Source organism: Streptomyces sp. NPDC005281 (assembly GCF_040607495.1).
Classification (GTDB): Bacteria; Actinomycetota; Actinomycetes; order Streptomycetales; family Streptomycetaceae; genus Streptomyces.
Genome location: NZ_JBEXGX010000010.1, coordinates 26,508 through 38,181, shown reverse-complemented (window position 1 = coordinate 38,181; position 11,674 = coordinate 26,508). Strand labels below are relative to the sequence as shown.

The following is an 11,674-nucleotide window of genomic DNA, read 5'->3' as shown; positions in this document are numbered from 1 at the left end:
GGCGCCATTTCTCGACCTAGAGTGCGCCTTCGGGACCGCTTCCCCGAACCGTAGGGAGTACCCCTCATGAACCCTCGCCGCAACAACAGCTCGCTTCCCCGGGTGGGCCGTTCGGCCTACGGGGCCGCCACAGCTGTCGTCCTGGTCCTCATACCCGTGATCGTGCTGGTGGGAGGCAGCGCAGTCCAGGACTTCCTGAACTTCGGCGCCGGCGTCCTCTCGCTGGTCTCCCTGTCCTGTTCGGTGATCTGGGGACTGGTCGCGACCGACCGGATCTTCCTTGACACCCGCCAGCGGCTGGTGGCCCAGGCCGTGCACCGGACGACCGCCGTCTCCTCGGTCGCCTTCCTGCTGCTGCACATTACGGTGAAGATCGCGCTCGACCACACGAGCCTGCTCTCCGCCCTCATCCCCTTCAGCCTCGGCTTCACGGGCATCGCCGGGCTCATCGGACTCGGTTCCCTGGCCGGTCTGCTCATGATCTTCACCGCCGTCACCGGTGCCCTGCGCAGCGCCTTCGCCTCGCCGGCCCCGGTCGCGGCGCGCTGGCGCGCGATGCACCAGCTGGCCTACCCGGCGTGGTGCGCCGCGCTGGTCCACGGCCTCTACGCGGGTCGCGCAGCGAAGCCGGTCTTCACGATCCTCTACAGCCTGTGCCTGCTCGCGGTCATGGGAGCCCTGGCCCTGAGGACCTCGCCCGCCCCCTTCAAGCACAAGGTCGCGGCGAGGGTCCTGGCGCTCATCGGCGGCGGCAACGCCCGCGGGTTCCGCGAGGACCTCGACGCCTCCCGCGCCGCCGCGATGGAGTCGCCGCAGCCGGGTTCGGCGGGGCGCTCCGCCCAGCGTTCCTCCGGCGGTGACGGTGTCCCGTCCCAGCGCAAGGAATCCTCGTCCCCGCTGTTCGGCGGCGCGCCCGACCCCGCGGAGACGGCCGGCTTCGCGGCGGCCTACCGGACCGTGGCACCGTCCGGCGGCAGCCCCGCGGCCCCGGGGACCCAGCAGTTCCAGATGCCCGTCAACGCCCAGCCCACCGAGACGTTTCCCCGCGTCGGCAACGGCGGTGCGCAGACCAGCTGGCCCGTCCCCACGGGCGGCCCCGTCGGCGAGGCCCCGGCATCGGCGTACGACCCGCTCAACGACACCGGATACACCGCCCCGGTCTATGGCAATCCGCCCGCCGGCGGCTACGGCACGAGTGATGTGTACAACACCGGTGAGACGAACGCGTCCTACCGCACGTACAACACCAACGACACGTACGACAGCGGTCCCACGACTGACGTACTGCCGGGCGCCTTCGACGCTCCTGGCTCCGGTGAATCATGGAATGCCCCTTCCGGAGGCTTTAAGTGAACGAGGCCCTGCCCGACGTCCCGGAGGTCCGCGTAGTCGGACTTCCGCAGCTCACGTCGGGTTTCGACCTGGTTGAACGTCTTGATCTGCCCATGCACCTCAAGGTGCATGGGCCGCTCGAACCCCTGGGCGGGGAGGAGCTCGCGAGCCTCGCCGAGGACATCAACCTGAAGGGCCGTGGCGGGGCGGGCTTCCCGTTTGGCAAGAAGCTGCGCTCGGTGGCCGAATCGGCCATCAAGAAGGGCATCCGCCCGGTGGTGGTCGTCAACGGAAGCGAGGACGAACCGGCCTGCCGCAAGGACACGGTGCTCATCAACCGTGCCCCGCACCTCATCCTCGACGGCGCCCTCCTGGTCGCGGAGGCCATGGGCGCCCGCACGCTCGTGATCGGTGTGACCCGCGAGTCCACGCAGCGCTCCATGGAAGCCGCGCTGGCCGAGCGGGGTCTGAGCAACCGCAGGGGATCGCCGCTTCGCGCGCGCGTGCAGCGCAATCCCGTGCGCATGGTGACCGGCGCGGCCGCGTCGCTGATCCGCTCGATCGACGGCGGCCCGGCGGTGCCGCCCGGCCGCAAGGTCAGCGCGTCCCAGGTGGGCGTCGGGGGCGCGCCCACCCTCCTGTCGAACGCCGAGACGTTCGCCCAGCTGGCCATCGCCGCCCGCATCGGCCCCGACCGCTACCGCAACACGGGCCTGTACGACGAGCCCGGCACCGTCCTGCTCACCGTCTCGGGCGCGGTCGCGCGCCCCATGGTGATCGAGGTCCCCACCGGCGTACCCCTGCGCTACGTGCTCCAGTTGGCCGGCGCCCCGGAGATGCCCCAGGGCGTGCTGACCGGCGGCTACCACGGCAAGTGGCTGGACGCGGCGACGGTCAACGAAGCGATCGTCTCGCGGGACTCCCTGGCCGCGGTGGGCGGCTCGCTCGGTGCCGGCGCGATCCTCCCCATCACCCAGCAGACCTGCCCTCTAGGAGAGTCGCTGCGCGTGGCGCAGTGGCTGGCCGACGAGAGCGCGGGACAGTGCGGCCCCTGTTATCTCGGCCTGCCCGCCGCGGCGCGCGGCCTGGCGGACATCCTCAACGGCGGCGGCCCCGCCGCGCTGGAGGCCGTGAAGCAGGTCGCCAAGTCCGTGAAGCGGCGCGGCGCCTGCTCCCACCCCGACGGTTCGGCGATGTTCATCGAGTCGACCCTGAAGGCCTTCACGGACGACCTGGCCGCGCATGTCCTCGGAAACGGCTGCGGAAGGCCCGTGGAGGGCGTTCTGCCGCTCTTCGAGGACGGCCGGGTGCCCATGGGCGTCCTGACCGGCCCGGGCGAGCAGGACACGGGCTCCAGCCGCCAGAAGATCTTCGTCGACTGGACGCTGTGCCGCGGGCACGGCCTGTGCGCCGATCTCCTTCCCGAGGTCTTCGAACTGGGCGCCGACGGCTTCCCGACCGTCGCGCAGGCCCCGGTACCCCAGTTCGCCGAGGCGAAGGCCCTGCGCGCGGTGCGCCGCTGCCCGGCGCTGGCCCTGCGCATCGAGGAGGACACCAGGGGCTCGGCCCCGTCGCGCAACCTGCCGGTCCTCTCCCAGGGGCGTGGGCGCCGCGCGCTCGGCAGCGGCCGCTGACACGAGGAAGCGGGCCACCAGGAACCGGTGGCCCGCCTTCGGAACGTTCCGGGCTCCGGCCGGAGGCCGTTGCGCGGGAAACGGGAGAACGAAGAAGCGGACCACCCTGATCGGGTGATCCGCTTTCAACGTCTGTGGAGCTAAGGAGAATTGAACTCCTGACCTCCTGCATGCCATGCAGGCGCTCTACCAACTGAGCTATAGCCCCTCGTGACCACGCGGTCGAACCGCGTTCTCACCGTGTCGCCCGGTTTCCCCGGCGGCGACGCCAACATTACACGGTTCCGCAGGTGAACCACCAAATCGTTTCCCGTGTGTACCGATTCGGGCCCCATGTCACATTTTCCCGGCTCTGGCGTGCGCGGTGTCCGCCCGCCCCGAGAGGACTGCTGGGCCGAACGGGGCTCGGGAGACGCCGGCGCGGGAGCCGGGGGCGACACACGGCCAAGGAGGCCAAGGAGATGCCCCCCGGGCGTCCACGCGACTCCTGGCGGGCTTCAAGGGCCTCACGGCGGCCCGTTCGGCGCGCGAGTGCGACGACGGCTCAGGCGCCGCCCGTACGCGCGCTGACGGCCCCTGCGCCGGACAGCCCCGGGGGCGGGGCGGACATCCCCCCAGGGGTCGCGGGGCCCTGAGGTCAGGCCGTGGCGAACGAGTAGAAGCGCTTGAGGGTGCAGTGCTCGTCGAGGAGCCGTGCGTAGATCGGCTCGCCCTCGAGCTCCCGGTACGTCTCGATCGGGTCGCCTTTTATGATCAGCGCCCGCGCGCATTCCTCGCACCAGTACTGATAGTCGTGGTTGACCGGCTCCATGTCGCGGACGATCGGCGTACCACTGCCGCACCAATCGCATTTCCGCCTGTGCGCACCCATCAATCAGCTCCAGCTGTGGCCGCAGGCCGTGCACACGTAGGAGATTCCACCGTTGTCACCGAGAACCTGGGCAACGTGGACCGATCCGCAGGAAGGGCAGTCGAGGAGGGTGGCTTTCTTACGGTTCAGTGCCACTTCGAGGAGATCGTGGACCTCCTCGAGGATGCTGGCAGGCATCGCTACTCCCTCCCGTCGGGCCGCGCCCCCTTCCGGCCGTTTGATTCTGCCACGGCCGGAGCAATACGGTCAGCGACGCCTGCGTACCAGTCCGGACACGAGCACCCAGCGGGGCTGTAGCGGGCGGCGCATGCGAGCACGCCGGGAGCGCGTCCGCAGAGGTATACGCCCCAGGGGCCCCAAGTGACTCAAGCAGTTTCGAGAAGAGTGTGCCGAAGACCACGGCACCCATGGGCCGGGACGGGCGCGATCCCGGACGGTGCGGCAGTCGCCGCCCGAGCGGCGCCTCCGGCGGGGGTCCACGACGCGGGCTCCGACGTCCGGCCGCCGGCTTCGCCCGCCAACTGCGCCCGCCGCGACGCGTTCTTCGGAGACGAGGTCCCAACTCGCGGATGAACAAAGAAAAATCCCGCTCCCTGACGGGAACGGGATCTTTCATCACTCTGTCCGACAACTCCGGAGAGGTTCGGTCTGTGGAGCTAAGGAGAATTGAACTCCTGACCTCCTGCATGCCATGCAGGCGCTCTACCAACTGAGCTATAGCCCCTTGTGTTCTTCCCGCCCTGCGGGCTGAACAAGAAGAACTTTAGCCTGCGACCAGCCGGAAAGTGAAATCCGGTCCCGCCGGGTCCGCACGACCGGACGGAGGGCCGTCCGGCGCGTCTCAGTCGTCGTCGCCGAGGACCGGCTCGGGCAGCGTGCCGGCGTTGTGCTCCAGGAGCCGCCAGCCGCGGGCGCCCTCGCCGAGGACGGACCAGCAGCAGTTGGACAGACCCCCGAGGCTCTCCCAGTGCCGGGACTCCAGGCCGAGCAGACGGCCGATGGTGGTGCGGATCGTGCCGCCGTGGCTGACGACGACGAGGGTGCCGTCGTCCGGGAGCTTGTCCACGTGCCGCAGCACCACGGGGGCGGCGCGGTCGGCGACCTCGGTCTCCAGTTCGCCCCCGCCTCGCCGCACCGGCTCACCGCGCTTCCACGCGGCGTACTGCTCGCCGTGGCGGGCGATGATCTCCTCGTGCGTCAGCCCCTGCCAGACGCCCGCGTAGGTCTCGCGCAGGCCCTCGTCGTGGGTGACGTCGAGGTCGGTGAGAGCGGCCAGCTCGGCGGCCGTGGCGGCGGCACGCTTGAGGTCCGAGGCCACGACGGCGTCGGGCTTCAGCGAGGCGAGCAGCCGGGCGGCGCGACGGGCCTGCCCGATGCCCGTCTCGGTCAGCTCGACATCGGTCGACCCCTGGAAGCGGCGGTCCACGTTCCAGGAGGTCTGGCCGTGCCGCCACAGGATGACGCGGCGGCCCCTGCCCGGCTTCCCGTCGGTGGCCGCGGCCCCGCGGGCCTCGGCGCTCACCGCAGCTCCCCCATGTCGGCGGAGTCCTCCTCGGCCTGGAACTTGGCGTGTTCGGCGGCCTTGCCCCGGGTCGCCTTGGCCTCGTCGGGCAGGTCCAGCTCGGGGCAGTCCTTCCACAGCCGCTCCAGGGCGTAGAAGACGCGCTCCTCGCTGTGCTGGACGTGCACCACGATGTCGATGTAGTCGAGCAGCACCCAGCGTGCCTCGCGGTCGCCCTCGCGGCGCACCGGCTTGGCGCCGAGCTCCTTGCTCAGGCGCTCCTCGATCTCGTCGACGATCGACTTGACCTGGCGGTCGTTGGGCGCGGACGCCAGCAGGAAGGCGTCGGTGATGGAGAGAACATCGCTGACGTCGTAGGCGATGATGTCGTGCGCGAGCTTGTCGGCGGCCGCCTGTGCGGCGGTCTTGATGAGCTCGATGGAGCGGTCCGTGGCGGTCACTACGCGGCTTTCCGTCGGCGGTCGGTTACGAGTCAAGGGTCTCACGGACCGCCGAGGACACCCCACGCGTTTCTCCGGCCACGCCCCGGGGCTCTCCCCCGGGGCGTGATGCCGGTCACCCGAGGGTCACCCCTTCGAGCCGCTGGTGATCTTGTAGTCCTGGCCGAGGACGACGGACACGTCCGCGTTGCCGGTGGCCTTGCCCTTCTTCACGCTGCTGGTGGGCAGCCCCAGGGTCTTGGCGACCTCGACGGCGTCCGCCTTCCTGGCGGCGTCTCCGTAGGTGATCCGGGACACGCTCTGGACGGTGGAGGAGGAACCGGAGTCCAGGAACGTGTAGCCGCCGTTGACCAGGACGACACGGGCCTGCCCGGTGGCCGCCTTCACGCCGGTGGCGTTCTCGATGCCGACACGGACCGCGGAGCCGGCGTCGGGGCTCTTCGCCGTGCCGCCCAGGACGTCCTTGATGACACCGCTGGAGGTGTTGGCGTTCAGGGTGCCGTCCTGCTGCACGGGCAGCAGCGCGGTCTTGTAGTCGCCGCCCTTGGCGAGGTCGGCGAGCTTGGCGAGGAAGGCGCCGAGGTCCTGGTCGGTCAGGGACGGGTCGAGGATCTGGGCCAGGGTCTGCACGGTGGTGGTCGCGGCCTGCTTGTCCGAGGACAGCTTGCGCATGACCCCCTGCATGACCTGTCCGAACCGCTCCAGCTGCGCGTTCTGGGCCTCGCCCGCGGCCCGGTAGGTGGCGTAGGCCACGGCCGTCTTGCCGCTGAGGGTCTGGTCCGCGCCCTTCTTGACGAGCGGGGGGTCGCCCTTCTTCTTGGAGGCGGGGTCCGGCACGTCGGTATCGGTGGTGACCTCGATGTTGCCGACGAGTTCGACGAGGTTGTTCAGGTAGGGGGTGTCGAGCCGCCAGGTGCCCTGGATGTTGGTGCCCAGCACGGTGTCGAGCGCGTCCCGCGTACCGGAGGAGCCGTCGTTGTCGACGGACTTGGCGAGCGTCGTCGTCGAGCCGTCGTCGTCCGTCAGGGCGAGGGAGTTGGGCAGCAGGACGGTGGTGCCGCGCTGGGTGGTGGTGTTGTCCACGAGCAGGGCGGTGGAGGTGCCGCCGCCCTTCGTGTTGTGCAGATGGACGACGATCACGTCGCGCTTCTGCGCGGCGACGGGCGTCGAGGTGCCCGGCTTGGCGGCCGAGGCGGTACCGGGCAGCCTGCCCGAGTACCAGAGGTATCCCGCGCCACCGGCCACGACCAGGGCCGCGACCACGACCAGGGCGACGATCCGGCTGCGGGCGCGGCGCTTGGCCTCCTCGCGGCGCTCGGTGCGGTTCTCGGTGAACTTCAGCCAGTCGATGACATCCTCGGACTCGGCCTCCTGGTCCTCGACGAAGGCGAACTGCTCGGTGCCGTAGTCGCGGTCGCTCCTGGGCGCGTCGTCCTCCGCCGGCCCGGCCTGCTGCGGGATGCGGGCGGTCTGCTCGGCGACCCGGGGCTGCCGGCCGGTGCTCGCGGCGCCCGCAGTGTCGGCGCTCCGCCCGTAGGCGTCGTACGGCGCCTGCGTGGCGCCGGTCCCGCCGCCCCGGGGCGCACCGGTGCCGAACGGGTCGAAGGAGTCGTACGAGGAGACGGACGGCTGCTGACCTGTGTCGTAGGGCGACACAGGCGACTGACGGCCGGTGTCATAGGGCGACACGGTCTCCTGCCGACCGGTGTCATAGGGCGACACCGTTTCGTGCTGACCGGTGTCATAGGACGACACAGGCGGCTGGCGGCCCGTGTCGTAGGGCTGGACGGGTTCCTGACGGCCCGTCGCGTAGGGGTCGTAGCCGTAGCCCTGCTGCTGCCGGGCGTCGTAACCGTCGTACCCCTGGGCGGGCTGCTGCGGGACCGGCCGGTACACCGGCTGCCCGTACTCGTCGTAGCCGACGAGTTCGTACTGCTGGTCGCCGCCCGCGTATCCGTCGTATCGGTCGTTCACCGGGTGCCCCTCTCGGCTCACTGGCCGCGGTACAGCTCACGCTTGTCGATGTAGCGCACCACACCGTCCGGAACCAGATACCAGACGGGGTCGCCCTTGGCGACTCTCGCACGGCAGTCTGTGGACGAGATGGCGAGCGCGGGAACCTCGACCAGCGAGACACCGCCCTCCGGTAGTCCCGGGTCGGTCAGGGTGTGACCGGGCCGGGTGACCCCGATGAAGTGCGCGAGGGAGAACAGTTCTTCCGTGTAGCGCCAGGTGAGGATCTGGCCCAGTGCGTCCGCACCGGTGATGAAGAAGAGGTCCGCGTCGGGGTTGAGCGCGCGCAGGTCGCGCAGGGTGTCCGTCGTGTAGGTCGGGCCGCCGCGGTCGATGTCGATCCGGCTCACCGAGAACTGGGGGTTCTCGGCGGTCGCGATGACCGTCATCAGGTAGCGGTCCTCGGCCGGGGTGACCGTGCGGTCGCTCTTCTGCCACGGCTGCCCGGTCGGCACGAACACCACCTCGTCGAGGTGGAACTGCGCGACGACCTCGCTGGCCGCGACCAGGTGCCCGTGGTGGATCGGGTCGAAGGTGCCGCCCATGACGCCGAGCCGGCGCTTGCCCTGATTCGAGGGGCCGCCTCCCGGACCGGCCGCCGGGCGCTTCGAGCCACCGCCGGCCGTTCCACTCGGGCCGCCCGAGGCGGCGCCTGCGGCGCCGCTGTCCGTGTCACTCGCCGGACCGGTAGGCATGTCCTGCTCTCCCATGCGTGCAGACCCTACCGGCCCGGCCGACGGGCTCCGGCAGACAGGGGCCCCGAGCGGGCCCGCGGGCTCAGCGGTCGCGGTTGAAGCGCGTGGTGATCCACAGCAGCAGAAGCAGGATGAACAGGGCCCCGCCGCCGGTCAGGTACGGGCTGAGGCTCTCGTGGTTGCCGCCGTTCTCGCCCTCGGCGACGACGGTGGCCAACTGTGCGGCGGTGTGCTGGAAGCTCATCTCGGCAGGACCTATCCGATGAGGGTCCCCCCGCTCGACCGGAATCGAGAGGTGGGGAGGGTGGGATGAAGATGTCGGCCCATCGTATGCGGGCGCCTACGCCACGAACACGCCGACTCCGCCGTTGGGTACGGCGCTCAGGCGGTCAGGCCTGCCGACCCCATTGGTACTCGAGGCGTCAGCCGCCCGCCGACCCCGTTGGCACTCCGGCCCTCGGCCGCCGGCCGGACCCGTTTGCGCTCCCGCCGCTGCCCGTCGGCCGTCAGTCGTCGCGCTTGTACCCGCGCAGCAGGAACCAGGCTGCCAGGACCACGCCGATGACCATGACGATCAGCACGACGCGGAGCAGATTGCCCGGACCCTGCTTGTCTGCCGCCGCTGCGGCTTCCGTGAACCACGCGGCTGCGGGGATGTGCTCCATGTCGTACGACTCCTTCTCTGTACTGCCCGTCAACGGTATCTCCGCCTAGGCTGGACACTGCCTTGGGGGCACATAGGGCACTCAGACGCACATGGGGGAACACATGTCCGACGACGACCACGGGCGGAACGGGCACGAGAAGGTGCCGAGCAGGCAGCGCAGGCGCTTCGAGGGGATCTCCTCGCGGGCCTACGAACACCCGGCGGACCGCTCGGCCCTGGTGGCCCTGCGCAAGCTCAGCGGCTTCGACACGGTCTTCAAGGCACTGAGCGGTCTGCTGCCCGAGCGCAGCCTGCGGCTCCTCTTCCTGTCCGACTCGGTGCGAGTCTCGGACGCCCAGTTCGCGCACCTCAACGAGATGCTGCGGGACGCCTGTTACATCCTGGACCTCGAGAAGGTCCCGCCGATGTACGTGAACCAGGACCCGCAGCCGAACGCGATGTGCATCGGGCTGGACGATCCGATCATCGTGGTGACGACCGGACTCGTCGAGCTGCTGGACGAGGAGGAGATGCGGGCGGTCGTCGGCCACGAGGTCGGCCACGCGCTGTCCGGTCACGCCGTCTACCGCACGATCCTGCTGTTCCTCACCAACCTCGCGGTCCGGGTCGCCTGGATCCCGCTGGGGAACCTCGCGATCATGGCGATCGTGACCGCGCTGCGCGAGTGGTTCCGCAAGTCGGAGCTGTCCGCGGACCGTGCCGGTCTCCTGGTCGGCCAGGATCTGCGGGCCTCGATGCGCGGCCTGATGAAGATCGCGGGCGGTAATCATCTGCACGAGATGAACGTGGACGCGTTCCTGGCGCAGGCGGAGGAGTACGAGTCGGCGGGCGACCTGCGGGACTCCGTGCTCAAGATCCTGAACGTGCTGCCGCGCACGCACCCCTTCACCGCGGTCCGCGCGGCCGAGCTGAAGAAGTGGTCCGAGTCCCGCGACTACCAGCGGATCATGGACGGCCACTACCCGCGGCGCGACGCGGACAAGGACACCTCGGTGTCGGACTCCTTCCGGCAGTCGGCGGCCAGCTACGCGAGCGACGTGAAGAACTCGAAGGACCCGCTCATGAAGCTGGTCAGCGACATCGCGGGCGGCGCGGGCGACCTCGGGGGCCGGGTACGGCGTGGCTTCGGCGGCTTCGCGGCCGGCACGCCCAAGGACGGCGCGGCCGACACGGCGGGCGCGGATGCCGGGGGCACCGCCACCGACACCGGCACCGGGCAGGCGCCGCGTGAGGACCGCTCCGGTGACGAGGACACCGACGGCCGGGACTGATCGCCCAGCGAGGTGGTGCCGTCCGGAACCGGTCGAACCGCCGGGCGGCGCCGGCTGAGAACTCCCGGACAAGCACTCCCGGGATCGGCCGAAACCGCCGCACAGCACCGCCTTGGACCGACGGCGGGCGGCCAGCCGGCGCCCGTCGGCGGTCCGGCTACACCTTCGGCTGCGCGCTCCGGGCCAGCGAACCGCACACGGCGGTGGCGCTGCCGGTGGCGTACGGGTCGGTGCCGGCCGGACCGCCCGCCTTGGCCGTCTCACCCGCGAGCAGCGGTCGCAGCCGGCTCACCGAGTCGTCGGAGCAGGCGAGCGGGCCGGCCTGGACGTAGGACACGACCAGTTCGGCCTGGTGCAGGCGCAGGTCGTCGCGGTCGAAGCGGAAGGTCAGCTCGCGCCGGACGGTGAACAGGGAGGCCTTGGCCCGGGCGTTCGCACCCGTCGGCTTGAGCGCGTAGACGAAGGTGTGGTCGGCGACGACCTCCAGGGTATTCGCGTCGGACTCGGCGGCCTGGAGCGTGCCCTGCACCCGGATCCCCTTGTCGGCGAGCTGCGTGCGGGCCGCGTCGAAGCGGATCAGCCAGCCGGTCGAGGCGTGCCGTCCGTCGGCGGCCGGGTGGTCGAGGCTCTGGTCGAACTGGTCGAGCTGCCGCGGGTCGAGCAGGATCCGTACGGGCCGGGTGGCGCCTCCGGTCAGGACGCTCGGGTCGAGGGACGACTCGACGAGGTAGTCCTTGGCGGTGGTCAGGGCGGTGACGACCTGGCTGTCGGAGAAGTGCGCGGTGCGCCGCACGGCGGGCATCGTGATGCCGTCGGCACCGATGCGGAACTGGGCGGCGGGGCTGTCGCTGTACAGCTGGTCGGTGCTGCTGGTGCCGGGGACGGCGGTCTGCGGAGCGAGCGGGATCACCGTCATCCGCAGCGGCTCGGCCGGCTGGGTGACGGTGGTCGGGTACGGGTGGCGCACGCCCATGTAGATCGCGGTGCCGAAGGCCATGGCTATCAGCAGGACGAGGATCAGGGCCTGCCGGGACAGTCCGCGTTGCAGCGGCGGGCGCCGGCGTACGGCCGGGCTGTGGTCGGCCATCCGTTCCTGGGCCGAGAACTCCTGGAGGCGGGCAGCGCGGACGAACGACTCGTCGAAGACGACGGATCGGTACTCGTCCTCGCCACCGGCGGGAGCACCCTCGGGTGTCCCCTCAGGTGGGTCTCCAGTCCCGCCCATACAT

At 70.7% G+C, this 11,674-nt stretch carries 12 protein-coding genes and 2 tRNA genes; 3 read left to right on the top strand and 11 right to left on the bottom strand.

Annotated elements, in window-relative coordinates; genetic code table 11:
- Positions 1 to 66: 66 nt before the first annotated feature.
- Both ABZV42_RS15960 and ABZV42_RS15955 read left to right on the top strand, forming a co-directional pair.
- Complete coding sequence (locus tag ABZV42_RS15960) at positions 67 to 1,353, top strand: ferric reductase-like transmembrane domain-containing protein (RefSeq protein ID WP_355976557.1); 1,287 nt, start codon at positions 67 to 69, stop codon at positions 1,351 to 1,353.
- Positions 1,350 to 2,966: an NADH-ubiquinone oxidoreductase-F iron-sulfur binding region domain-containing protein gene (locus ABZV42_RS15955; protein WP_355976560.1), complete on the top strand. Its 1,617-nt coding sequence runs from the start codon at positions 1,350 to 1,352 to the stop codon at positions 2,964 to 2,966. Before ABZV42_RS15960 ends, ABZV42_RS15955 begins: the two co-directional genes overlap by 4 nt.
- Before the next feature lie 135 nt (positions 2,967 to 3,101).
- On the opposite strand, the gene ABZV42_RS15950 is transcribed toward ABZV42_RS15955, so the two are convergent.
- From ABZV42_RS15950 to ABZV42_RS15905, 10 genes are all read right to left on the bottom strand, one after another.
- A tRNA-Ala gene (locus ABZV42_RS15950) sits at positions 3,102 to 3,174 on the bottom strand.
- A gap of 429 nt (positions 3,175 to 3,603) precedes the next feature.
- Positions 3,604 to 3,837 carry a hypothetical protein gene (locus ABZV42_RS15945; RefSeq protein ID WP_037618755.1) on the bottom strand — a complete coding sequence of 78 codons (234 nt, stop codon included), beginning with the start codon at positions 3,835 to 3,837 and terminating at the stop codon, positions 3,604 to 3,606.
- Positions 3,838 to 3,840: 3 nt separating this feature from the next.
- Entirely contained in the window at positions 3,841 to 4,014 is a 174-nt protein-coding gene (locus ABZV42_RS15940) for a hypothetical protein (protein ID WP_103553920.1), read from the bottom strand.
- Positions 4,015 to 4,488: 474 nt separating this feature from the next.
- Positions 4,489 to 4,561, bottom strand: a tRNA-Ala gene (locus ABZV42_RS15935).
- A 117-nt stretch (positions 4,562 to 4,678) separates the two neighbouring features.
- Complete coding sequence (locus ABZV42_RS15930) at positions 4,679 to 5,359, bottom strand: histidine phosphatase family protein (RefSeq protein ID WP_355976563.1); 681 nt, start codon at positions 5,357 to 5,359, stop codon at positions 4,679 to 4,681.
- Positions 5,356 to 5,799: a ribosome silencing factor gene (gene rsfS, locus ABZV42_RS15925; protein WP_355976566.1), complete on the bottom strand. Its 444-nt coding sequence runs from the start codon at positions 5,797 to 5,799 to the stop codon at positions 5,356 to 5,358. The genes ABZV42_RS15930 and rsfS overlap by 4 nt, the downstream gene beginning before the upstream one ends.
- Positions 5,800 to 5,925: 126 nt before the next feature.
- A complete protein-coding gene (locus tag ABZV42_RS15920; protein WP_356052263.1) occupies positions 5,926 to 7,773 on the bottom strand; it encodes a LytR C-terminal domain-containing protein in 1,848 nt (615 codons plus the stop codon).
- 17 nt (positions 7,774 to 7,790) lie between these two features.
- The gene (nadD, locus tag ABZV42_RS15915; RefSeq protein WP_355976572.1) at positions 7,791 to 8,522 is read right to left on the bottom strand and encodes a nicotinate-nucleotide adenylyltransferase; all 732 of its coding nucleotides are present in this window, start codon (positions 8,520 to 8,522) and stop codon (positions 7,791 to 7,793) included.
- Positions 8,523 to 8,589: 67 nt separating this feature from the next.
- Positions 8,590 to 8,751: a hypothetical protein gene (locus tag ABZV42_RS15910; RefSeq protein ID WP_037618764.1), complete on the bottom strand. Its 162-nt coding sequence runs from the start codon at positions 8,749 to 8,751 to the stop codon at positions 8,590 to 8,592.
- Between the two features lie 262 nt (positions 8,752 to 9,013).
- Positions 9,014 to 9,205, bottom strand: a complete 192-nt coding sequence (locus tag ABZV42_RS15905) for a hypothetical protein (RefSeq protein WP_355976785.1) — start codon at positions 9,203 to 9,205, stop codon at positions 9,014 to 9,016.
- 70 nt (positions 9,206 to 9,275) lie between these two features.
- Between ABZV42_RS15905 and ABZV42_RS15900 the strand changes: the two genes are divergently transcribed.
- Positions 9,276 to 10,445 carry a M48 family metallopeptidase gene (locus ABZV42_RS15900; RefSeq protein WP_356052261.1) on the top strand — a complete coding sequence of 390 codons (1,170 nt, stop codon included), beginning with the start codon at positions 9,276 to 9,278 and terminating at the stop codon, positions 10,443 to 10,445.
- A gap of 157 nt (positions 10,446 to 10,602) precedes the next feature.
- On the opposite strand, the gene ABZV42_RS15895 is transcribed toward ABZV42_RS15900, so the two are convergent.
- On the bottom strand, positions 10,603 to 11,670 hold the full coding sequence (locus ABZV42_RS15895; RefSeq protein WP_355976577.1) for a hypothetical protein: 1,068 nt from the start codon (positions 11,668 to 11,670) through the stop codon (positions 10,603 to 10,605).
- Positions 11,671 to 11,674 lie beyond the last annotated feature (4 nt).